The 23,545-nt window shown below is 54.7% G+C and carries 21 protein-coding genes and 1 pseudogene; 16 read left to right on the forward strand and 6 right to left on the reverse strand.

The window, feature by feature from the left end:
• Window positions 1–186 precede the first annotated feature (186 nt).
• Window positions 187–414: a helix-turn-helix transcriptional regulator gene (locus H6F75_RS12675; RefSeq protein WP_190752773.1), complete on the forward strand. Its 228-nt coding sequence runs from the start codon at window positions 187–189 to the stop codon at window positions 412–414.
• 72 nt (window positions 415–486) lie between these two features.
• Here the strand turns inward: H6F75_RS12675 and H6F75_RS12680 are convergent, their stop codons facing one another.
• Window positions 487–1,428 carry a radical SAM protein gene (locus tag H6F75_RS12680; protein WP_190752776.1) on the reverse strand — a complete coding sequence of 314 codons (942 nt, stop codon included), beginning with the start codon at window positions 1,426–1,428 and terminating at the stop codon, window positions 487–489.
• 244 nt (window positions 1,429–1,672) lie between these two features.
• On the opposite strand from H6F75_RS12680, the gene tcmP reads away from it, so the two are divergent.
• Window positions 1,673–3,043, forward strand: a complete 1,371-nt coding sequence (gene tcmP / locus H6F75_RS12685) for a three-Cys-motif partner protein TcmP (protein WP_190752778.1) — start codon at window positions 1,673–1,675, stop codon at window positions 3,041–3,043.
• Window positions 3,044–3,222: 179 nt separating this feature from the next.
• Here the strand turns inward: tcmP and H6F75_RS12690 are convergent, their stop codons facing one another.
• Both H6F75_RS12690 and H6F75_RS12695 read right to left on the reverse strand, forming a co-directional pair.
• Window positions 3,223–3,495 carry a hypothetical protein gene (locus tag H6F75_RS12690; protein WP_190752780.1) on the reverse strand — a complete coding sequence of 91 codons (273 nt, stop codon included), beginning with the start codon at window positions 3,493–3,495 and terminating at the stop codon, window positions 3,223–3,225.
• An 82-nt stretch (window positions 3,496–3,577) separates the two neighbouring features.
• The gene (locus H6F75_RS12695) at window positions 3,578–4,000 is read right to left on the reverse strand and encodes a DUF433 domain-containing protein (protein WP_190752781.1); all 423 of its coding nucleotides are present in this window, start codon (window positions 3,998–4,000) and stop codon (window positions 3,578–3,580) included.
• 155 nt (window positions 4,001–4,155) lie between these two features.
• On the opposite strand from H6F75_RS12695, the gene H6F75_RS12700 reads away from it, so the two are divergent.
• The 6 genes from H6F75_RS12700 to H6F75_RS12725 all read left to right on the forward strand — a co-directional run bounded on the left by H6F75_RS12700 (window position 4,156) and on the right by H6F75_RS12725 (window position 11,297).
• Window positions 4,156–5,367, forward strand: a complete 1,212-nt coding sequence (locus H6F75_RS12700; RefSeq protein ID WP_190752782.1) for a M20 family metallopeptidase — start codon at window positions 4,156–4,158, stop codon at window positions 5,365–5,367.
• Window positions 5,368–5,568: 201 nt separating this feature from the next.
• On the forward strand, window positions 5,569–6,174 hold the full coding sequence (locus tag H6F75_RS12705; protein ID WP_190752783.1) for a hypothetical protein: 606 nt from the start codon (window positions 5,569–5,571) through the stop codon (window positions 6,172–6,174).
• Window positions 6,175–6,216: 42 nt separating this feature from the next.
• Window positions 6,217–6,858, forward strand: coding sequence for a hypothetical protein (locus H6F75_RS12710; protein ID WP_190752784.1), 642 nt, complete (start codon window positions 6,217–6,219; stop codon window positions 6,856–6,858).
• A 98-nt stretch (window positions 6,859–6,956) separates the two neighbouring features.
• Entirely contained in the window at window positions 6,957–8,699 is a 1,743-nt protein-coding gene (locus H6F75_RS12715; protein ID WP_190752785.1) for a VWA domain-containing protein, read from the forward strand.
• 97 nt (window positions 8,700–8,796) lie between these two features.
• Complete coding sequence (locus tag H6F75_RS12720) at window positions 8,797–9,174, forward strand: hypothetical protein (protein ID WP_190752786.1); 378 nt, start codon at window positions 8,797–8,799, stop codon at window positions 9,172–9,174.
• 98 nt (window positions 9,175–9,272) lie between these two features.
• On the forward strand, window positions 9,273–11,297 hold the full coding sequence (locus H6F75_RS12725) for an ABC transporter ATP-binding protein (RefSeq protein WP_190752795.1): 2,025 nt from the start codon (window positions 9,273–9,275) through the stop codon (window positions 11,295–11,297).
• 150 nt (window positions 11,298–11,447) lie between these two features.
• Here H6F75_RS12725 and H6F75_RS12730 read toward each other — a convergent pair whose 3' ends face one another.
• On the reverse strand, window positions 11,448–13,046 hold the full coding sequence (locus H6F75_RS12730; RefSeq protein ID WP_190752797.1) for a hypothetical protein: 1,599 nt from the start codon (window positions 13,044–13,046) through the stop codon (window positions 11,448–11,450).
• Window positions 13,047–13,366: 320 nt separating this feature from the next.
• Here H6F75_RS12730 and H6F75_RS28120 point away from each other — a divergent pair.
• The 6 genes and pseudogenes from H6F75_RS28120 (at window position 13,367) to H6F75_RS12765 (ending at window position 20,365) form a co-directional block, all read left to right on the forward strand.
• Window positions 13,367–14,329 (forward strand): annotated as a pseudogene (locus tag H6F75_RS28120) (integron integrase).
• A 286-nt stretch (window positions 14,330–14,615) separates the two neighbouring features.
• Window positions 14,616–14,894 (forward strand): hypothetical protein, encoded by a 279-nt coding sequence (locus H6F75_RS12745; protein ID WP_190752801.1) that lies wholly within the window; start codon window positions 14,616–14,618, stop codon window positions 14,892–14,894.
• A gap of 385 nt (window positions 14,895–15,279) precedes the next feature.
• Window positions 15,280–17,409: an NAD-binding protein gene (locus H6F75_RS12750; RefSeq protein ID WP_190752810.1), complete on the forward strand. Its 2,130-nt coding sequence runs from the start codon at window positions 15,280–15,282 to the stop codon at window positions 17,407–17,409.
• 80 nt (window positions 17,410–17,489) lie between these two features.
• Entirely contained in the window at window positions 17,490–19,133 is a 1,644-nt protein-coding gene (locus H6F75_RS12755; protein WP_242019959.1) for a S8 family serine peptidase, read from the forward strand.
• A gap of 70 nt (window positions 19,134–19,203) precedes the next feature.
• Entirely contained in the window at window positions 19,204–19,926 is a 723-nt protein-coding gene (locus H6F75_RS12760; protein WP_190752812.1) for a lipase family protein, read from the forward strand.
• Window positions 19,927–19,960: 34 nt separating this feature from the next.
• Window positions 19,961–20,365 (forward strand): hypothetical protein, encoded by a 405-nt coding sequence (locus H6F75_RS12765; protein ID WP_190752814.1) that lies wholly within the window; start codon window positions 19,961–19,963, stop codon window positions 20,363–20,365.
• Between the two features lie 66 nt (window positions 20,366–20,431).
• Here the strand turns inward: H6F75_RS12765 and H6F75_RS12770 are convergent, their stop codons facing one another.
• On the reverse strand, window positions 20,432–20,950 hold the full coding sequence (locus H6F75_RS12770) for an orange carotenoid protein N-terminal domain-containing protein (protein WP_190752815.1): 519 nt from the start codon (window positions 20,948–20,950) through the stop codon (window positions 20,432–20,434).
• Between the two features lie 309 nt (window positions 20,951–21,259).
• Here H6F75_RS12770 and H6F75_RS12775 point away from each other — a divergent pair, with 309 nt between their 5' ends.
• A complete protein-coding gene (locus H6F75_RS12775) occupies window positions 21,260–22,195 on the forward strand; it encodes a LysR family transcriptional regulator (RefSeq protein WP_190752817.1) in 936 nt (311 codons plus the stop codon).
• On the opposite strand, the gene H6F75_RS12780 is transcribed toward H6F75_RS12775, so the two are convergent.
• Entirely contained in the window at window positions 22,192–22,806 is a 615-nt protein-coding gene (locus tag H6F75_RS12780) for a hypothetical protein (RefSeq protein ID WP_190752819.1), read from the reverse strand. The two genes, H6F75_RS12775 and H6F75_RS12780, sit on opposite strands and share 4 nt — an antisense overlap.
• A 239-nt stretch (window positions 22,807–23,045) precedes the next feature.
• On the opposite strand from H6F75_RS12780, the gene H6F75_RS12785 reads away from it, so the two are divergent.
• Window positions 23,046–23,459, forward strand: coding sequence for a MerR family transcriptional regulator (locus tag H6F75_RS12785; protein ID WP_190752821.1), 414 nt, complete (start codon window positions 23,046–23,048; stop codon window positions 23,457–23,459).
• Window positions 23,460–23,545: the final 86 nt, after the last annotated feature.

The raw sequence follows: 23,545 nt of genomic DNA on the forward strand, positions 1-23,545 counted from the left end.
ATGGCGTCGATGACCTTTTGCCTCAAATCGAGGCTGTAGGGTTTGGGCATAGCACTTGGAGGAAAATGTCTCTGCTTATAGCTTACGTCCTAACTCACATGGCTGTAGCTATACTATTCAGTATGTCACGCATCGTACCAGATTGGTTACATTTACGCCGTCAAATCCCTCTGACACAATCGGGGGATGGCGCGTGTGGGCAAGGCTTTAAAGCAAGTTTTAGAAATTTATGGCATCAGCCAGAACAAGCTGGCGGTGACTATGGGTGTGCCGCGCCCTAGCGTGAACCGTTGGGTACATGAGCAACGCGACCCAGCAGGAGATGTGATTTTTGAGATTAAGGAAGCTCTCAAGCAGATCGACCCGGAAGCCGCGGATAAGTTTGTTCGTTTATATCTAGGTGACACTTCATAGCAATAACTGTAGGTGAACCCCTCAAAACATTTGGTTTTCTATCGAGGTGCCCTCAAAAGCTCATGAATGTTTTTACCAAACTTCAACAGTCGGTCGATAAAACCAAGTTTCAAGTCTATCCGAGCTTATATACTTATTTAAAGCAGGGTCGGGCCAAATATGCAGAATGTCTAGACAACCTAATTCTGCAGCAGCCTCCTCTATTGCATTCCATTGCTTAAGAAAGTTTTCAGCCCAATCTTTATGACTCATTACCGAAGCTGCAAAAGATAGCCCCGCAGACAGCATTCTTTTCCCATTTGAACCCCTAGCATTGATAGGTTCCCAGAAAATAACCTCCGGTTCCAGAGGAAGTATTTTGCCTAAATACTCTAAAAAGTCTTTCTTACCCATCTGGGGAACTGTAGGAGCAATGGCTACATAAAGCCTGCACCCAGACTTTTTACCCATGTATAAAGCTTTAAGCCTATCGGATGGCAAAGGCGCATGCGGTTCAATTTGACGACTTAGCTGATCATCTAAGTGTGGCAGACTCATGCCTATGGTAACGTTCCTATCCATAAGAACGTCCAAATCTTTTAACCATAAGGGACTTCTAGTCAAAATTCTGATTCGCTTCTGACTCTTGAGAAGTATTTTTACCGACTGACGAGTTATTTTAGCAACTCTATTATTTTGATAAGGATCAGTGCCAGAGCAAAGAAGTACGACTCCTTTACCTGCTTCAGTTTCTTTCCAAGTACGCTTTCTGTTAAGTTGCTCCTCTAACTTTTCTGGCAACTTGTCTCTTAACAGAAGATAATCTCCCCAGTCCATTTGAGGATCATTTACTCCGCTAGTGCGAAAGTGCTCCTGACGGGTACGTATTGTGGGCGTGGAAGGGACATAGCAAAAAGTACACCCATGCAAACAACCAGAAGCTACATTGACCACATAGTCACATAGTCCCTTTTTGTTGAGTCCGCTTCTTTGCAAGGGAGACAAGATCGTCTCAGTGCCGGAGACAGAAGCCATTTTAGTACATTTGAACTTTATCTAATCATAACTGATGGAACACTGGAGTAGTTGTAATCTTTAGATAAAACAAATATCAGGGATCCAATCAATCAAGCATCGTCAGCCAAATTGTGTCTAAAGCTGTATATAGCGTACAGATTTACTTCTTGACAGAGTGTTGCCACTATGCGTAGAAATTGCTAGGATTACTGTGCATGGTTAAAAATATTACTCAGCCCTAGTAAGCAAGGGACTCATAGACATGGAAGATTGGCAGAAGTACAAGCGCAGTTCCAAAGTTGTTTGGACGACTGATGGCCAGTTTCCTTCTATTGAGCCACATACTAAGGTTAAGCATCAATTACTTGAAAGCTACTTAAGCGACTGGGTGGCAACAATTACTGGGAACTGTCGTTTTGGGGCACAGCAAGTTACCCTGGTAGACGGCTTTTGTGGGGGTGGTATCTATAGGGATGGCAATTCCACATGGGAGGGCTCGCCAATCCGCATAATTAGGGCCATCGAGAGTGGTTGGAAATCAGTTCAGGAACGTAAACCCTACCAGAAACTGGATATTGCTTATTTATTTGTTGATAGGCGAAAAGAACATACAGATTGTCTCAAGCAGCAAATTAGGGATCATGGATATGGTCATTTGCTAGACTCTGGAATCATTCAAGTTAAATCAGGGCATTTTGAGGACCACTTGGGCGAATGCTTACAGTGGATCAAGTCTCGTGGCGGATATTCTTTCTTCTTTCTTGATCCATTCGGTAGCGTCGATCTGCCGGGAATGTCTAAGGCAATCCTTTCTCTTGGCAGATCAGAGGTTTTGCTTAATCACATGCAAAATGATGCTTTTGTAAGGCCAATCGTGCAAGCTTTTAAGAATGGAAGAGGTGAAAGCTATTTAAGACAATACAACTTAGGTGAAGCTTATTCATTTTGTGCCGACTATGACAACTTGCCAAATCTTCAGCGCCAGACTTTGTCACAGAATGCAGCTTTAGAGCTTTACAGAAAGCAGAGCAACCCTAGATTTGCCTGGACATTTGCTTTCATGAAAAATAGAGATACAGTTTATTACTACCTAATACATTTGTCAAATCAGCCTACTGCGGTCAGCGTAATGCGCAGAAACTTATGGCTATATAATAATCTAGACTACCAGTTTCATTATGGAGTTTTCGGTCTTGGATATCGGACAATTGAGGATTTTAGCAGCAACTTAAAGTTGCTAGACATAAACACAAGAAATAATCAAGCTTGTAGAGATAGACTTACAGAGCAGCTAGATAGATTTCTACATAAAACTAACAATTTAGCCTTTAAACAAATATATGAAGGAACGGTTGATTTTCATCCGGCTACTCGTGAAGATTGTATGAGCGTAATTCATCAAGGAATGCTAGATGGCTTGTGGGAAATTGAGCGAGATGGTAAGTACATAGGCTCCTCTCAGCTAACCAACAGAGACATTGTTCGACCATCCAAAACACAACAATTAGTTCTGCTGCCTGATTATGCATCAGGGCGTATATCTCCTAAAAGGCAAGTAGGTAGTCGTAGTAGTGTGGCGCAAATGAAGCCGAGTCATTTTGGACAAATGAATATCCTAGAAACCGATATTTAACTACTTCAAGTCCGTTTGAAATAGCGTAAATTGTTTGCTTAGGTGGCAAAGAAACGCTTGCTTAAGCCAACAATTCAGATGTAGAACGAAGGCCAGGTATATTTTTTATAACTCCGAGCGCAAACGCCTTCGCTGCCCAGACGAGAAAACACCCTCACTCTAAGCACCAATAGAGCTTATTAAGCCTGCCCACTAGCCACCAGCCATACGTAGGCCAGCACGCCTAGCGCCGCTACCCCTGCTAGTGCCTCGCCCTGCTGATTGATAAAGGTTTGCGCGATCGCCCACGAGTCGCGCAGCAGCTGTCGCCGGGTTTGGCCCAGCTCAACCATCAGCGCCTTAACTTCGGCATCAACCTCTTTAATGGTCAGCTCGTTGCGCTGGTAGGCGGCTTCGACCTCGTCTAGCTTGCGCCAGTAGTCTCGGGTGGCACCCATCAAATCGGGAAGCATTGGTTAACTTTTGTAACTGCGTTATTGACAGTTTAACGCTGCTCCGATTTGGGAGGGCTCTGTAGAAAGGGGTAGGGTGAGGTTAGGCTTTTGCTGCTTCGATCGGTTTCTCGACTACCTGCTCGGGCACTTGCGTGGGTATCTGCTCAGTGACGGCTACAGCTGCCTCATCGCCGTGGGCCTGATAAAAGACCAGCGCCGCCTTCACCTGATCTTCAGAAAGACCATACTCTTCGGCAATCTGCTCCGTTGACCATTCCCACTCAGTTGCCGCCATCACCACGGTTCGCACATGAATGCTGGTGCCATGTACCACGGGCACCCAGCTATTCTCAGCATCAGAGCGAAAGGCAATGTCTGGAAAGGCAGGGTCAGGTTCCATCAGAGCGCAGTGGGTTTCTTTTTGCAGCGAGGCTAAAACCGTATTCACGAGCTGCCAACGGTCCTCGACAGAGAGTTGCAGAACCTGATCTTGTAATTCCTGGAGGGTCATAGATGTGAGCATGGGTGCGGGTTGAACACCTCCTATTAAACTGCAAATGCTGGGCCGGGTCTTGTCTGTGGCAGCCCCAGGGGGCCAAGGCGACTGGTTTATGCTGATAGAAGTGCTTCTCGCCCGCAGGAGAGGCTTGCTAAACCCCATTTCTCTATTGTTGCGCTATGTTTGCCACCACTGCCCCGCCGCTGCCCGTCAACCGCGATCGCATTCGCCCAACCATTCAAGCTTTGCAAGATCAGTTGGTCACCTGGCGACGCGGTCTGCACCAGCGGCCCGAGCTGGGGTTTAAAGAGTGGCTGACCGCCGATTTCATCTGCGAAAAGCTCAGCGAGTGGGGCATTGACTACCAACGCAACATCGCTCAAACCGGCGTGGCAGCGGTGATTGAGGGCACCCGTTCCGGCCCGGTGCTGGGCATTCGCGCCGATATGGATGCCCTACCCATTCAAGAAGAGAACGCCGTGCCCTACTGCTCACAGCACGACGGGGTGATGCACGCCTGCGGACACGACGGCCACGTGGCGATTGCCCTGGGCACCGCCTACTATCTCTCCACCCACCGCGACTTTGCGGGCACTGTCAAAATTATCTTTCAGCCTGCCGAAGAGGGGCCGGGGGGTGCCAAACCCATGATTGAAGCGGGAGTGCTGAAGAACCCCGACGTGGAAGCCATAATTGGCCTTCACCTCTGGAATAACTTGCCCTTAGGCACCGTGGGCGTGCGCACCGGGGCACTGATGGCGGCGTCAGAATTCTTTACCTGCACGGTGCAGGGTAAGGGCGGCCACGGCGCGCTGCCTCACCAAACGGTTGATTCCATCGTGGTGGGGTCGCAGATTGTCAATGCGCTGCAAACTATTGTGGCCCGCAACATTGACCCCACCAAATCGGCGGTGGTCACCGTGGGTCGGTTTCACGCCGGCAAGGCTCAGAACGTGATTGCCGACACGGCTACCCTCAGCGGCACGGTGCGTTACTTCGACTCCGTCTACGCCGACTACTTTGCCCCCCGCATGGAGCAGATCATTGCGGGCGTTTGTCAGGCCCACGGAGCCAGCTACAGCTTCGACTACAGAGCACTTTATCCACCCGTGATCAACGATGCGGGCATGGCGGATCTGGTGCGATCGGTGGCTTTGGCAGTGGTAGAAACCCCAGCAGGGGTCGTGCCCGACTGTCACACCATGGGCGGCGAAGACATGGCCTTTTTCTTGCAGGAAGTGCCGGGGTGCTACTTCTTTTTAGGCTCAGCCAATGCCGACAAGGCGCTGGCCTATCCCCACCATCACCCCCGCTTCGACTTTGATGAAACGGCCCTGGGGTTGGGGGTGGAGATGTTTGTGCGCTGTGTGGAAGCGTATTTTGGAGAGTAGATGGGTAGGTGAGTAGGCGGGTAGAGGGTGGATGGGTAGGGGGTGAGTTGTCCTCTTTTCTTCTGGGGTGCTCTGCGGCAACGCCTGTCCCTGGGGCAAATGGGGTCGCTTAGGGAGCACCCAAGATTAACTTCTTTAATAGAGAGAGTTCTCGGTCGACAGAGTTGCTATGCTTGGCGGTTAGATAACGAGGATTCCACCATGGGGCAGCTGTTTCGGCGGTTTAGGGGGCTAGCGATCGCGGCGATCGCCCTGGTCGTGAGTATCGTGCTGACCCAGGAAATGCACCTTAGCGGCGGGATTAGTGATCGGGATGCGCTTGCCCAAACCAACGCCCCACTGCCAGCCCTGGCACCGGCCCTGCCTATGGTCAACGGCAATTTTGAAGACCCCCAGGGCCGGTTTCAGATCGGCATTTTAGACGGCTACAGCGTCAGTTCGGCAGGTGGCAGTCCGCTATTTCAAGCTGCGGATGGCAGTTTAGCCTACACCGTAGCGGTGACCCCCCTGCCTACGGCCCAGACACCTGAAGCGGCCCTAGTGGCGGCAGCCGAAAGTACCTTTGGGGCGGGGGAGGGCTTTGTGGCAGGTGACGACGTGCAGCCCATCCCCGGCGGCGGCATTCGCATTAACTGGACGGGCCGCCTCAGCCAGGGAGCCGCCCCGCCTCAACCCATTACCGGCAAAATCTTTGCCCGCCAGCGCGGCGAAGAAGCATTTCTGCTGCTGGTGGCGGCCACCAGTGCCGCCGAACCCCAGCTGTCTGACGCCATCAATGCCCTAGGGGGGACGCTGACGGTGCCGTAGGCTACAGTAGCGTTAATTAAAGGGGTTCAGCAGGCTATGGGTATGCGCCGATCGACCTTGTGGGGGCAGCCCCAAACCTATTTATTGCTGGGGGGCACCGCCCTGGGGTATGCCTTGATGATAGTTTTGGCGGGGCCAAAACCCATAGCTGTGCTGGCGGGCTCCGGAGTGGCGGCGGCCATGGTGAGCAGTTGGGCGGCGGGCTTTCGCCCCAGCAAAGCGACGGCCAACAGCGGCGATCTGCTCGACGCCCAAACCTTTGCCAGCCAGTTGGGTACTCTGGAGCAACGGGTGCCGCCAAAAGCCCAAAAAGCTTGGCGCGAAGTGCAAGCCTGGTCTACCGAATCGCAATGCTTTGCTGCCCGCATCTACGATCGCGACCCCCTTCTGCAAGTGGAACTGCTCGAAGCCCTGCACACCGTGCTCGATCTCTCAGGCCAGGTGGCCGACGGCCTAGCCGTGCTTGACCAGATCGAAACCCCAGCCTATCAACAGATGGCCCAGCAGCGCTTGGCCGCCAGCCGCGATCGCCTCCAGGCCACCCACTCCCAACTGCAACAGCTCCAAGACCAGGTTGCCCTCTCCACCCTCGACACCGCTGGCGACAGCACCCTACCCCACAGCCTCCAATCCTTGATTGAGGCCAACAAAACCATTCTCCAAGACAACCAAGATTCCGCGTAGCCCCCAATCTACAAAAACCTTCAGGAAAACACGCAATTTGTCCTGTATCTACTTCCCCACCCCCTACCCCTCACCCATCCACTCATCCACTCCCAAAAATGCGCCGCCTCCCCCTCATTCCGTTTCTCATCAGCCTCTGCGCCGTGCTGCTGTGGAACTGCACACCAGACGCTTTCAATGGCACTCCCAAAGTTGATTCTGTGGAGAGCGCTCGGCAGGCCCTAGAGCAGTCGGTCTTGCCCAAGATCACCGTTGGCGAAGAGCTGATCCCTAATGAGGTGGCCAGTCGCTACACCACCGACCAGATCGTCGATCCCCTGCCTGATGTCAACACCTTTCCGCTGCACGCGGCCCAACCGGGCGGCAACAATACCGCCTACATAGAGATCTATAGTTCCTCTGAAAAGGCCAACGTTGATCGCCAAAACGAGCGCTGGCTGGTGGAAGTTGCCGAAGCCTTTAACCAGCGCAAAGAGACCCTGCCTTCTGGGGAAGTGATTCAGGTGGGAGTGCGCCAGGTGGCTTCGGGTACCGCCGCTCGGCTGCTAGGGGCCGGAGCCGTCAAGCCCCAGGGCTATAGCCCATCTAACGATCTCTGGGTGGCGATGGTGCAGAGCCAGGGGGTGAGCACCGTGCCTGTGGCCGCCCGCCTGGTGCCTAACACCGCTGGTTGGGTGCTGCCCAAGCCCGTCTACGATAGTTTGGCTGAAAACGGCACCGTCAGCTTTGACCGGCTGCTGAATGCGATCGCCTCGGGCGAAGTCACCGTAGCCTACCCCAACCCCTACAGCAGCTCCACTGCGCTCAACCTGCTCTACACGCTGTACTGGCGGGCCGCTGGGCACCAGGACAATGGCGGACCGCTCACCGTAGCCGAGCTGCAAACTCCCCAGGTCAACTCGGTCTTTGACCAGTTTCAGCAGCAGGTGCTGATCACCACGCCCACCACCCTCGACTTGCAGGAGCTATTCCTGCGCGACCAGAGCAATCTGCAAGCCTTTCCGCTGGAATACCAAAACTACCTGGCCCTGCGCGAGGTGCCCGGCTTTAGCGACACCGAGTTTGTGCCCTTTGGCGTGCCCCACAACAATCCTTTAGTCGGCTTTGGTTGGAACACGCCCCAGCAGGTGGCGGCCCTACAGCGGTTTGCCCAGTTTGCCCAGTCGGCCGAAATGCAGACCCTGGCCCAGCAGCAGGGCTTTGTTGAAACCGACTACCTGAAGGCCAAGCAGGTGCCCCCCTTCCCCAACGGGGAAACCCTGCTGGCCGCCCAGTCAAACTGGAAACTCCGCAAAGATGGGGGCCGCACCGTCTATATGGCTCTAGTGATCGACACCAGCGGCTCCATGGAAGGGGAGCGGATTCAGGCTCTTAAGGATGGTTTACGGGTTGCCGCTGAGCAGATTAACTCAGGCAACTACGTCAGCGTCGTCACCTTTGCCGATGCGCCCAGTCGCCGACTGCCCCTAGCTCCTTTTGATCAGCTTCAGCACCAAAAGTTTTTGGCCACCGTTGACAGTTTGCGGGCCGATGGTGCGACAGCCATGTACGACGGGGCCATGGTGGGCCTAGCCGACCTGCTGGCCCAAAAAGAAAAAGACCCTAACGGACGCTACTACCTACTGCTGCTTAGCGATGGTGAGGTCAACCGGGGCTATACCTTTGACGCCGTTCAAGACATTCTTGCCTACAGCGATGTGCGCTTCTACCCCATTGCCTACGGTGAGGTGAATCAGGGGGAATTGGAGGCGATCGCATCCCTGCGCGAGTCCACCGTGCAGCAGGGCACCCCTGACAACGTGCAAACCCTGTTCAAGGATCTGTTCCAGGTGAATCTTTAGAATTCAAAATTCAAAGTTAAAAATTTAGAATCACCAATTTTTAACTTTGAATTGACAATTTTGAACTGCCACCGCAATCCCCCGTCTTCCCGCCCCTATGCGTAACCCCAATCAACGACTGATTCTCACCATCGGCTCGGGCTGGTTGGCCTTTGCTGGCCTGGGGCTGGGTCTGCGCGAATTTCTTTCCGGCCCAGCGGTGACGGTGATCATCGATCGCAGCTACTGCGCCCCGGCCCAGTGGCAGGAACGGGTGAGCGATCGCTACGCCAGCCTCTACGCCGAACAGGAGCAGCGGCAGCTCACCATCGACCAGGTGATCTACGTCAGCGACCTGGGTCAGGAGGTTGCCGCAGCGATCCCCTCCCCCGAAGATGTGCAGACCCTCAGCACCTACGGCAGACCCAACCCTACCCAAATGCAGCAAGCCACCACAGAAAATCCCGATGCTACGGTGCTGAGCTGCGGCAATTAGCTGGATGGGTGCGGGGTCGGTGAGTCGGGGGTATGGCTCTGCCACTTACCTCGATTCAGACCTAAACTGGAGGCTGCGTCAACATTTGCATCACCTCCATGACCGCTACCCCCACCCTCCCCAGCGACGACACCACCCGCCGCCCCGACAGCGACTGGCGGCTGTTTCTGCGCATGTGGCCCTACATTTATAAGCACCGCAATGCCCTGGTGATGCCGCTGGTGTTGCTGGTGCCCCTGTCACTGGCCAACGCCCTCCAGCCGGTACTGATTGGTCAGGCTATCTCTCTGATTCGCCAAGAGCCGGTCATGTTTTTTTTGGAGGGTGCGACCCTTCAGGGCGGGCTCAATTTGCTGGTGGGGCTGCTGGTCGTCACCGTCCTGATTCGCCTGCTGCTGGACGGCTTTCAGAGCTACCTAGTGCAGGCCGTAGGCCAGAATATTACTGCCGACATTCGCACTGACCTGTTTACCCACGTCACCTCGCTAGCGGTGCGCTTCTTTGATCGCACCCCCGTGGGCAAGCTGATTACCCGCATCACCAGCGACGTCGATGCCCTGGGCGACGTATTCTCGACTGGGGCGGTGGGCATCATCACCGACGTAGTTTCGATGCTGGTGCTGATCGTGGTGATGTTTACTATGCAGTGGCAGCTGGCCCTCATGCTGCTGGCCCTGCTAGTGCCCGTCACCTGGCTGATTATTTACTTTCAGCAGCAGTTTCGCAAAGCCAACTACAAATCCCGCGAGCATCTTTCAGAACTCAACGCTACCCTGCAAGAAAATGTGGCAGGCATCAACGTGGTGCAGCTATTTCGGCGCGAGCGCTACAACGCCGAAATGTTTCGCCACACCAACCAGAAATACATCACCGCCGTCGATAAAACCATTTTCTACGACTCAGCGGTGTCATCGACGCTGGAGTGGATCTCACTGGTAGCGATCGGCGGCGTGCTCTGGCTCGGCGGCCTGCTGGTGATGCAAAACGCCCTCACCTTCGGCACCCTGGCCACCTTTATTCTCTTTGCCCAGCGCCTTTTCGACCCCTTGCGTCAGTTTGCCGACAAGTTTACCGCCATCCAGGCCGGCCTCACCGCCGTGGAGCGCATCACCGACCTGTTTACCGTGCCGGTGGAAATCCGCGACCCGGAGAAGGTAAGCGGAGATGGGGAAGGTAAGGGAGATGAGGAAGGTAGGGAAGCAAGGGGAGCTAGGAAAGCGGCAATGAGGCTTGGCGACAACGGTAACGGAGTGAAGGAATCAATAGCTGAGAACGACTACTCAACCAACTTCCCCACAACCTACTCTCCCACCTCCTCATCTTCCCCATCCTCGTCACCCCCTCACCCATCCACCCACCCACCCACCCACCCACCCACCCCCTACCCCTCCAAGGCCTCCGAAATCCGCTTCGACCACGTCACCTTCGGCTACAAGGCCGATGAGCACGTGCTCAAAGACCTCACCTTTACCATTCGCCCTGGTGAAAAGGTAGCCCTGGTGGGGCCGACGGGAGCGGGGAAAAGTTCGATCATTCGGCTGCTGTGTCGGCTCTACGACATCAACCAGGGGGCAATTTTGCTGGATGGGGTTGATATTCGCGCTTTGCCCCAGGCGGAGCTGCGGCGGCGCATGGCGGTAATTTTGCAGGATGGCTTTCTTTTTGCGGGGGATGTAAAGAGCAACATTACCCTGGGGGAGGAATATCCCTTAGAGGCGGTGATTGAGGCAGCGAAAAAGACCAATATTCACGGCCTGATTGAAGATCTGCCCCAGGGCTACGACACTGAGCTGCGGGAGCGGGGCACGAATCTCTCAGGGGGGCAAAAGCAGCTGCTAGCCTTTGCCCGAGCGGCGATTCGCGACCCGGGAATTTTGGTGCTGGATGAGGCCACGGCCAACCTGGATGTGGGCACCGAGGCGATGATTCAAGAGGCGCTGGAGCGCCTGTTAGAGGGGCGCACGGCGATTATTATTGCCCACCGCCTTTCCACTATCCGCCATGTCGATCGCATTCTGGTGCTCAAGCATGGCGAGCTGGTGGAGCAGGGCAGCCACGACGAGCTGCTGGCACGGGAGGGGTTGTATTCGAGTCTGTATCGTTTGCAGCGGTTGGGGGTATAAGACGTCTTCTAAAAACCCTGGAACTAAAGTTCTAGACTTAGAGCAAAATTTTCTTCTAACGGTTCGGGTCAGCGGTTGTCGATACCTTTTCATCACACCCAAGTGGTTTCAGTCAATCCGCTGCACCCGAATTGTTAGACCGCGATCGTGCTACTTCACACTTACGCGCATGATGTACTGAGCATCGCTATCAGTAGCCTTGAACAAAGCAGTGGAACCATCCTGATGCACTAGTTCTGTAGCAGAACCAGAAACCCACTCTACTTTACGTTGTCCATCTCTGTAGACAACCCTTACACTGAAGCTACCAATGTTTTGATGCCCGTCTTGCTTTAAGGATTCATAAAACTGCATTGCTGCACTCTTGGCTTTCTCCATAGCGACACCTGCGGTGGGTGCACCAAAATAGGCTGCAATGCCAGCAGCAGCAGCAATAGCAGCTTCTTTAATGGCAGGTAGTTGAGCGTTGTCTTGCTCCCGCAGCACAACTGTTACGAATGCTGACTCTCCAGCGTTAAGAGAAAGCTCTGCTAGCCTAATATTATTGATAACCGTTTCGTTCCAGAATTGAAAATAATCTTCAGGAGGTGGAGGTGCAATTTTACCGCCATTAACTGGACGATATCCGGTGTTTGACCCGGTACCTCCGGTAAGAACGAAGTAGGCTTCATCACGATTGTTCAACGTTCCTCTTTCCGTTGTCCAATCCGCTCTAATTTCATCAATCACAATCTGAGCAACATAATTCTGAGGAACACTGATTTCACCAGATTTAGTGTAAAGCTTACCGTCGCTTCCTTGTACAAAGAGGTCGATACGGTTAGGTCCCCAAGACACGGCAGATAACAGCGCACTGCCCAAAGGCTCATCGCCTAGTTTAATGTAACCGCTCCACTTAGTTCCGTCCCAGAACTTTGTATAAAGCTTATTGTCCGTTCCTGTCACGAAAACATCAATACGGTTAGGTCCCCAAGACACAGCAGACGGTAGACCAATAACTTCACTACCTAGTTGAGCGTAACCACTCCACTTAGTTCCGTCCCATGATTTGGTATAAAGTCTGCCATCAGCTCCCACTACGAAGACGTCGATGCGATTGGGTCCCCAAGACACAGCAGACGTACTAGCGACAGATTCATTACCTAGTTGAGTGTAACTACTCCACTTAGTTCCATCCCATGATTTGGTGTAAAGTCTACGATCTGTTTCTCCTATCATGAAGATGTCAATACGATTAGGTCCCCAAGATACGGCAGACACCGATCCAACAACAATAGCTTCATCGCTCAGTTGAGTGTAACCACTCCACTTAGTTCCATCCCATGATTTGGTGTAAAGTCTGCTATCAGTTCCTATCACGAAGACATCAATGCGATTAGGTCCCCAAGATACGGCAGACGGCACTTCAATAACAGCTTCATTGCCCAGTTGAGTGTAACCACTCCACTTAGTTCCATCCCATGATTTGGTGTAAAGTCTGCTATCAGTTCCTATCACGAAGACATCAATGCGATTAGGTCCCCAAGATACGGCAGACACCCAAGACACAACAGCCTCCCTACTGGAGATAAGCTCATTGCCCAGTTGAGTGTAACTACTCCACTTAGTTCCATTCCATGATTTGGTATAGAGTCTATTATCAGTACCTACTACAAAGACATCAATACGATTAAGTCCCCAAGACACGGCAGACGGAGGGTATTTGATAACTTCATTGCCTAGCTGAGTGTAACCGCTCCACTGAGACATAGCTTAGCTCCTTCGCTAATGGCTAACGCGATTTCAACATTATTCAGCAATTTCAATATCAAGAGAATGACCCATGAGGGTACCTTTTTGCGGGCTAACAACTTATTATGCCGACAGTTTCCGTATAACTGCATTAGAGAGGGCAGTTATACCGACAGTTTCCGTATAATTCACCTTCTGAAGGCAGTTATACGGATAATTGCCGCATATTATCCTTGCTAGGGGTAGTTACCCAGAAATTTTCCGTATAACTTCACAAAGCCAGAGGTGCGTAAGCATGTACTATTTATTACAATACTGTTCTCCGTACAAACGTTGCCGTGGCATCTACCCCCAAGCTTTTTGATCAAGTTCGCCAGGTGCTCCGGGTCAGGCACTACTCATATGAAACCGAGAAAAGTTATATCCACTGGATCAAGCGCTTCATAGCGTTTCATCAGATGAGGCCACCTAGGGAAATGGGTGCTGCTGAACTAGAAGCGTTTTTAACTCACCTTGCGGTTGAGCAAAAGGTCGCACCATCCACCCAAAATCAAGCGCTCAGCGCCTTAATATTTTTGTATCGAGAGGTTTATCAGCAAGATACAGACTGGAACTTGAATGCCGTCCGGGCTCGGCCTACTCGATATCTGCCCACGGTGTTGACGCCCAGCGAGGTCAGCGTTGTGCTCAACAACCTATCTGGAGTCTACCAACTAGTGGCTAAACTGCTTTACGGTAGTGGGCTACGGCTGACTGAAGGCTTGAAGTTACGGATCAAAGACGTTGATTTTGGTCAGCGTCAGCTCATCATTCGAGATGCTAAAGGGCGAGAAAGCCGAGTGACGATGCTGCCAGGTGCGCTGATTGAGCCCTTAAACCACCACATTCAAGGAATTCGGTAACTGCACCAGCAAGATTTAGCCCAAGGCTATGGGTCGGTTTATTTGCCCTATGCCCTCGAACGTAAACATCCTAATGCTGATCGGGAATGGGTTTGGCAATATGTATTCCCCGCAGAGCGTCGCTCCATCGATCCGCGCATGGGCATTTGCCGTCGCCATCATTTTCACGAAAGTGGATTGCAAAAGGCGGTTAAACAAGCCGTTCGAGCTGCTGATATTCAAAGGCGTGTATCTTGCCATACGTTTCGCCACAGCTTTGCAACCCATCTGCTGCAAAATGGCTACGACATTCGCACGGTGCAAGAGCTATTGGGCCACAAAGATGTCAAGACCACCATGATTTATACCCATGTTCTAAATCGAGGTGGACTGGGGGTGAAAAGTCCGTTGGATAGTTGATCCTGCCTTTAGCAACTATCGTTAATACGGTTGACGGGGAGCTTTTGTATCAGTAGTGTTTTACGTTAAGCCGTTCAGCAGAGCGGTGACCACACAGAACTCGGAAACTTTAGCGCTGCCGGAAGGTGGTACCAGCACCAACCGACAGCTAACCCCGCAAATCTCTAAGGCAGATTGCGAGGCTAGGCTCATGGTACCCTAGCCCCCCAGTTTGCACCTCAAGCTGCGGGTGGCTGGGGTTTTCGCGTTCTGTTTCTTGCAACCCTACGTCAAGGAAACAGAACCGATGTTTGAATATCTCGAACCCGATAATTGCGGCGCGTCTAATCTGCCGCCGTCTTCGCGCAGCAACCCCCAAACTCACCCCGAGAAAGTGCGTCACCTGCTCTACGGCAGCCTGGCCGCCATAGACCGCACCATCAAAATTCTCCATGCCCACGGCTACGCCGACCCCAACGACTGGAGCGACCCCATTCCCGTGCCGCCGGGCGGGGTCGTGGGCGCAGCCTCCCCAGACATGCCGTGGATGGTGATTCTGACTAAAACCCTATTTATAGAGGAGTAGCTCTACTGATCAACGAGGCCGGGGCCGCGCTAGCTTTGGCCCAAATTGAGCTATAGGCTAAGGCGCCCGGCCTCTAAACACCATAATTGAGCAAAGTGGCACAGCGGTTTACGTTCGCGCAGCGTTGCAAAGCAATCTGCATCCTCAGATCGCCAATGTGGCACAGCAGTTTGGCGATCTGAGGGCTCAGATCGCCAATGTGGCACAGCAGTTTGGCATTGCAGGCCCAAAGTACGGCTCTGCGGTAGGTCAGCTTAAGATATTTCGTTTTGCATTGAGATAGTGCTCACCATTTGACCTGTGTTTACCGCAAACTTGTCTGCGAAGGAGCCACTGCCCAATTCTCCCGCCTACAATAGCGGCATTCTACTTCTCTGCTCTCCCTGTGCTCGACGCAGTTCCTCAACCGCCGAAGTCTTCGCCGCCCCTGGCCAACGAGGGCTTTTTGGTGTGCGGGTTGGGCAGCCTGGGCCAAAACTGCGTGGCCAATCTCAAGAGTTTTGGGGTGCCGGTGCATGCCATCAACAACACCCTGCCCGACCAGTGGGAGGTTCCCCACCTACGGGATTTAATTGACCACTTGGAGATGGGAGACTGCCGCTCTGCAGCAGTGCTGGAGAAAGCAGGTATTCGCCAGTGCCGAGCAGTGCTGCTGGTTACCCAGGATGAGCGAGTCAATTTAGAGGCGGCGCTGACGGCGCGGGTGCTGAACCCACGGGTACGAATCGTCATGCGCTCAGACAAGCAAAACCTCAACAACTTGATGAGACAGCAGCTCAAGAACTTTGTTGCCTTTGAGCCCACGCAGTTGGCAGCACCAGCCTTTGCGTTGGGGGCCTTTGGGGAAGAACTGATCGGCTACTTTAGCCTCGACGGCCACCGCTTTCAGGTAGTGAAGCAGCGGCTAGAACCCGGGCACAGATGGTGCGATCGCCGCCAGATCCACGAGCTAGAGACCGGCCATCGCCGGGTGCTCTGCCACACACCCCTCACTCCAGATCCGGCGCGGGTGGCAGCCAGCCCCTCCACGCTGTTCTACACCTGGCTGCCCGACACCCTGCTGCGCGCCGACGATGAAGTCGTCTTGGTCGAGTGTGGTGCTCAGTTGCGCTGGTCAAGGACCGGCCCCCAAGGGCCATCGCTCCAGGGTGAAACTGCTAAACCCCTGCGCCAGGAGGCGTTTAAGGGCCTGAGACGGGCGATCGCCCGCCGGGGTAGCTGGTCGGCCCTCAGGCAAGACTGGCTCAGCATTTGGCAAGCCAGCTCTGGGCATCAGCTGCGGCAAGTAGCCATTCTCTGTGGCGTTACCGTGCTAACCCTCTGCCTAGTTGGCACCCTGCTCTTAGACATCAATTCTCCTGATGACATTCCCCTGTTTCAAGCATTTTTGTACACCTTTATTACCCTGTTTGGGGGCTATGGCGATGTCTATACCGCCCTGGAAAAGTTTGATCATTCGCGCCTGCTGCAAGCTTTTGGGGTGCTGCTGACGGTAGCCGGAGCCGCCTTTGTTGGGGTACTTTATGCCCTGCTGACCGAGAAGCTGCTCACCCTGCGATTTGAGTTTATGGAGCGCCGCCCCCCCGTACCCGAAAAAGATCATGTGGTGGTGATCTGGCTGGGGCGAGTCGGGCGTCAGGTGCTAGCTGCCCTTCAAGAACTCAACCAGCCCGTTCTGGGTATTTCTTCCCATGGCCTAGATGCCGACCTGCTGCCCAAAGTGCCGCTGCTGACCGGCGATGTCACCGCTGCCCTAAACAAGGCCAACCTAGCTACCGCTAAAAGCGTGGTGGCCGTCAGCGAAGACGAAATTCAAAACCTGGAGATGGGGCTTTTAGCCCACCGACTCAACCCCCACTGTCGGGCCATCATTCGTACCTACGACCAGCAGTTTACCGATCGCGTCGCCCAGATCTTTCCCTTTGCTCAAGTGCTCTGTGCCTCAGCCCTATCGGCCGAAGCCTTTGCCGGAGCTGCCTTCGGTGAGCAGGTAATTGGCCTCTTTCGGCTCTACGAGCAAACGGTGCTGATCACCCAGTACCAGATCGAATCCGAGGACACCCTGGTTGACAGGCTGTTGTCAGAGGTGGCCTATGGCTATGGCGTTGTTCCCCTGTGGCATCAGCCCCAGAGCCAGCCCGGCAAAATTATGCCCTCCGACGATGCTCGATTGCAGCCAGGCGATCGCCTGGTGGTGCTGGCCACGATCAGCGGTCTGCGCCGCATTGAGCAGCACCAGATGGCACCCCGCACCTGGCATATTCACCTTAGTCAGGCCCTCACTGCCGATGCTCTGTTTGACGGTGCCGCCGAAATCGCTCGCGTGGCAGGTTACCGCTTAGGCGAGGCCCGCGAGTTTATGGCTCAGCTACCCGGTACCCTACCGCTGCCCCTCTACCGCCACCAGGCTCTGCGCCTGAGTCGACTGCTGACCCGAGCCCAAGTCAAGGTTCAGGTGGTGGCACCCCCATCCTCAGAGCCAGAGCAAACAACCGGAGGATTTCTGAAGAAATAGATAGATTCAGCGGTTTTCATCCCGAGGCCGGGGCCTTTGCGATAGAGTTTGCCCAGAGATATTTGCAGCAGGGTAGGGCTATGGCTAAGTGGGGTAAGGGGATGACGCAGCACCAAGGGCTAAAGTCCCGTCTGAAGACGCTGCTCTGGCTGGGGGGAATTGGCGCTCTGGTGCCCCTGGCCTTGCCGGTGCTGGCCCTCACCGAATCCGTTGGCCCCGAGGGCATTGACGCTCGGCGGCTGCACGACGCCCCCTACAATCTAACCGGCGAAAAGATTGCCATTGGCCAGGTTGAAATTGGCCGCCCCAGCCAGTTTGGCCTCGACAAGGTGGCCTCAGAAACCCTGCCCGTAATGGTGCGGCGCGTGCTGGTGCTCGACGGCTGGGCCGTAGCCGATGAGTATGTCGATGGCCACGCCGCCAATGTAGCCAGCGTCATGATCAGCCAAGACAAGCTGCGGGTGGGAGTCGCCCCTGCGGCGATGCTGTATTCGGGAGCGGTGGGGCCCTTAGAAGATCGCAGCGCCCAGCCCGAAGAATGCCTCGCCTCCCAGTCAGTGGCCTCGCAGAACGGTGGTGATGTGCGAGCCATCAATTTTAGCTTTGGCGAACCCCTGGGCCGCGACCCGCGCCCCAATGCAGTGCTCGACGGCAATGCCCTGCTCACCCAGTGCATCGACTGGTCATCTCGGGTGCACGGTGCTCTATACGTGATTGCGGGCAACCAGGGCGGTGGCGGCATTCCCATTCCCACCGACAACTTTAACGGCCTTAACATTGCCTACTCGCGCCAGGTCAACGGCCAGTTCAACAAAATCGACTACTCTAACTTGGGCAGCGAACCCACGATGCGATCGCGCCGCGCCGCCCCCGAAACCAACGAAGGCCCCCGTCGCTCAATCACCCTGGTCGCTCCCGGCAGCGACATTGAGCTGATCGACCCCGACGGGCAGGTGCGACGCTCTAGCGGCACCAGCTTTGCCTCGCCCCACGTAGTGGGCACCATTGCCCTGCTGCAACAGTTTGTCGATCGCCAGTTTCGCGCCGGGTCGCCCAACTGGTCTTTAGATGCCCGTCACCCCATGGTGATGAAAGCCGTGCTGCTCAACTCCGCTGACAAAATTAAAGACAGCGGCGACGGTCTGCGCCTGGGCATGAGCCGCACCCTAGTGGATGATGGCAACCGCTCCTGGCTGGAGTCTGATGCCTACCGAGACCCCAAAATCCCGCTCCACAGCGAATTGGGGACTGGTCACCTCAACGCCTACCGCGCCTACCAGCAGCTGGCTCCCGGTGCTGCTGGCCCTGACCAGGCCATTCCCGCCATCGGCTGGAACTTTGCTGAGCTGGAGGCTCGGCCCGCCACCGTCCACGACTACGAATTTGCCGACGCCCTCCAGGCGGGCAGCTTTTTGTCGGCCACCTTGGCCTGGGAGCGGGTGGTAGAGTTGGTCGATGCCAACCGCAACGGCCTCTACGATCTCGGCGAGGGCTTTAACGACAAGGGGCTTAATAACCTCGATGTCTACCTCATGCCCGCTGACGAAGACGACATCACCAAGAGTGTGTGGTCTTCAGTGAGCGAGGTTGACAGCATCGAACACATTTTTTATCAAATTCCGGAGACGGGTCGGTACAAACTGAGAGTTGTCTATCAGCAGCAGGCCCACAGCGAACCCACTCAACCCTATGCCCTGGCCTGGTGGTCAGTGCCTACGCCCTAGGCCACAGCAGGGTCAGCTACTCTTCTGACAGTTTTCAGGAAAAATTCAAGCCTTTTTGGAGGAATGCCCAATGGTCGACTACGCCGTTGCTCTTAAATGCGCTCGCCTGTGCCAGGAGGTCTACCGTGACTTTAGCGGCCTGCGGTTTTCGGGCTATCCCGACATTGAACCAGTGTTTGTGGAAAGCCAGGACAACGGTTTTACCGACACCCAGGTGTCGATTTTGAATGAGATGACCAGCGATCGCCTCTTTATTGTCTTTCGCGGCTCTGACAAATCTATTGACTGGATGAACAACGTTCAGTTCCGCCAGCAGGTCTATCCCTACGGGGACGGCAACACCGAGGTGAAGTTTCACCAGGGATTCATGACGGCCTACTTCGCTGTGCGTCAGCAACTGCTAGAGGCCATGGATAAGTTTGTAGGGCAGCAGGTCATTGTCACCGGTCACAGCCTGGGTGGGGCGCTCGCCACCATCGCTGCCCTCGACATTCAGTACAATCTGGGCACCAAGCGCGATCTCAGCTTTGAGGTCTACACCTTTGGTGCTCCGCGAGTGGGCAACCGCGCCATGGTCGAGTCGTATAACGGCCGCATTCCCAACAGCTACCGCTTTGTTTACGGCTGGGATATTGTCACCCGCATTCCCCGCAGCTGGCAGGGCTATGACCATGTGGAAAAAGCTATCCAGCTAGGCTCTCGCTGGACCTGGCAGGTGCTCAGCCGCCGCTTTAGCGACCACTCGATCGACGGCTACATTGCTGGGCTAGAGGCCGAGGCCGAGGCTGCCTGAGCGGAGAGAAATTTAATGCCGAGGCCAACCCGCCGTGAGACGCTTTCTACCGCTCTTTTGCAGTGTCGCTGTAGCGCTGATAATCGGGTTTGTCTTGGGTCTAGCTCTGGCTAATACTTCAGAGACCGTGGAAATTAACCAAGTTGTTGCCATGAGCTGGGGCGATGGCAAGTATGGAGATGCCTTCTACGGTGCCCTGGTATATCTGGAGCCCCGGAGCAGCGGTTATGCTGTCAGGGCTAAAGTCTACATTGGGCGCGACAACATTGGGCGTGGCACCAGCTACATCCACGATTGTGGTCAGCTTGGCACAGTCAAAACCCATGCCGAGGCAGTAGAGCAGTGGGGGGCGATCGCTTGGTCCGAATCAGGATTACAAATTGGCAACCGCGCAAACAGCTACTTCTTAGCGCGTGACCAGCTCGAAAACCACCGGTAGTGGCGTGAAACAGGGCTTTACGTTCACGGCCCCGGCATCTCTAAAGATGTCGGGGCCGCATTGTTTCTACAAGCTATCGGTGACGCCGGTTTCGGCTAGGGGAGGGGGAGCAGTGACGCTAGTGAAGCCCATTTGGGTAGCAGCTTCCCGCAGCAGCGAAATCTGTGATTGGAACTCCATGCCCTTGATGTCAGAGAGAATTTTGCTGACATCGCCATCGGCTTGGTAGTCGCTGGGCATATCTACAATTTGCTTGCCCATGGCTTCGGCCCAGCCGTACCACACCAGCAGTTGGTTGTTGGCGCTCAGAGCACCGTAGCGCTCAGAAAGATCGCTGTGCTCGCCTCGTGCCACACTGCGCATGGCCTCAAGCTGATCTTCTTCCGACAGGTCATATAGCTCTCTGATTAGCGGCTCAGCCAATTCAGGATCAGCGGCTTCGGGTGCTGCTGGAGTAATAGAGCTTCCCATTGCCTCATAGATGTAGTAAAGCAATGCCAGTTTGTCGTCTACAGACAGCGCATCGTAGCGTTGAAACAGATCATTAGTGGAGTCTTCAGTGATTTGAGTTGTTCTAGAAACCATATAACCATCCACATCTAATATCTTCGCCTTACCCTAAACCCGCCGTCCTTGCTTCAACATCGGCTGTGGGGGAGACATGGCCATAGTCAGTGGGTAGAGAAGGGGGTTTAGGGAGAATGAATCACCTACTACACAGCTATATCTCTCCATTTCTTTGCAGGGCCGCTTGCGACTACCCACTCAGCACAACGACTGGCTCGGCCTGATGTCGCCTGCGAGCGGTTTTAGCCGCTAACCTGCTGTAGTCTCGTGGGGTCTGACCATAGTCTTTAGATTTGGGCTGAGATGAGGGATAACCACCAAAATCAGATGAAACTGTCTCAGCTGCGGATTTTAGTGGCCGTGGTGGAGCATGAAACCTTTAGCGAGGCCGCGCTCAACCTCGACATGTCGCAGTCGGCGGTGAGCCACAGCATTTCGGCTTTAGAAGATCATTTAGGGGTGGTGCTATTTTCTCGCGGGCGGCATGGGGCGCGGCTGACTCCGGTGGGCGATCGCATCGTGGGCCACGCCCGCACCATTTTGCAGCAGGCCGACGCCATTGCCCGCGAAGCAGAGCTGGCGCGAGGCCTGCAAGGGGGCCAGGTGCGCATCGCCTCCTTTCGCAGCATTGCCATTCATCTGCTGCCCAATGCGATCGCTCAGTTTAAGCACCGCCACCCCAAAATTGCCGTCAACCTCAGCGAGCACGACAACTACCTCCAGGTCGAACGCGCCCTGCGAGAGGGCCGCGCTGACATTGGCTTTACGCTATTGCCTGCCGCCGCCGATTTCGATACCCAAGAGATTCTAGAAAATGCCTACGTAGCCCTATTCCCGCCCGGCTTTAAGCTCGCTGGGCCGCAGCTAACCTGGGCCGAGCTGGCTCAGTACCCGCTGATTATGCCCCCCGCCGATCGCATTATGATGCGCGATGTCTACGAGCATGTGCAGGCCCACGGCTACCCGCTCAACGTGGTCTCTGAAGTCGAAACCGACACCACCATTGTCAACCTAGTAGCTCAGGGGTTGGGAGCCACCATTTTGCCCCGGCTGGCCGCTGAGCCGATTCCGCCTCAGGTACAGGTGTTTGCGCTGCCGGTGCCCCTCAAGCGCATTATTGGGGCTGCTGTCTTAAAGGGTGCCCTGCACACTCCCGCCATCTACGCCTTTTTAGATGTGCTCAAAACTCTGGGTGGCTCGATCGCCACCGGTTCTACCCGCTCAGCTGTTGCCGCTACCCCCCAACCCCTAACCCAGCTCTAGCTAGAAGCACCGGCATTGACCGGGTGCGTAGCGATAGCGCTGCGGTAAATGCAGAACAGCGCCACCATTTGCACCAGGTGGTAGACCACCAGGGGGCTGACCCCAGGCCAGGGAATTAGCAGCCCGATCGCCCCCAGCCCAGAGAGGGCGATCGCCGCCAGCATCCAAGTTGGTGCGGCAGGGTCAGAGCAGGGGTGAAGCGATTGCACCAGCAACACAATAATCAACGCGCTGAGATAATCGACTATCCGCAGAGCGAAGCCCCACAGGGTGAATCCCACGGCGATCGCCAGAGCAAGCTTTGCCGTCGCCAGGGCGAGTAGGGCCAAGCGACTGCTCCGGCGCAGGGTCACCGCCACTGCCACAACGGTGAAGAAACTGGCGATCGCCACCGCGATACCCATGCCCTGCCAGAGCCAAATCCGCTGAAGTAGAGACATCTGGTGGGCAAACCCGTGGTAGATACCACCCAGCAGCGCCGCACCGCTGACGCTGCCAAAGGCCACTGCCCAGAGCCGTTGCACACCGCCCTGCAAGAGCAGTCGACCCGCCAGCAACAGGCATTCTAAGGCGATCGCGTAGTCGGTCAGGGTGGTGATGGGTTCTGCCATGCGGAGAAAAACGAATGAGCCTGGGCTAGTTGCAGCCCGCGGTTAAAGTCTAATACTGAATGCGAACTCAACACTTTCGCTCCCCCACGGGCACACAGTTAGAGCAAATGGCTTTGCTCTAACGAATTAGCAGTTTCCAAGGGAACTTCTTAGGGCAAGCACCTCGTTCTAGGTCAAACCAGACAGATCTAAAAAATTCTGCTTGACTTAGAGTGCGCTCTAACCTCTAACGTGCAGATATGGAACAGGAACTCACCATTCAGCAGGTCGCCGCCGCCACTGGGCTCAGCGTTTACACCTTGCGCTATTACGAGCGCTGCCACCTGATTGCGCCCATTGGTCGCTCCACTAGCGGCCATCGGCGCTACTCAGCCAACGACCTCCGCTGGATCGAGTTTTTAAACAAGCTGCGGCTGACGGGTATGCCCATTCGTCAAATGCAGGAGTATGCAGAGCTGGTGCGATCGCAGCCCGACTCTGGGTTCCACAGCCGGCGGCAAATCCTGGAATCTCACCGTGAAGCCGTGCTGGCCCAAATACAGCAGCTTCAAGACAACCTGGCCGTCATTGACTGGAAAATTCAGCACTACTCAGAACTAGAGGCAAACATTCATGACTCACTTACCCCATCAGAACAGACCCGCTCTGCCTGACGCATAAGCCTGGCGGTCAAGCCCGCAATAGATAGGGCGACAGCCGAGCAGAGCTTCGCCAGTTCGCCAGTCACACAACTGGTCAA

The organism is Nodosilinea sp. FACHB-131 (genome assembly GCF_014695395.1).
Lineage (GTDB): Bacteria > Cyanobacteriota > Cyanobacteriia > Phormidesmidales > Phormidesmidaceae > Nodosilinea.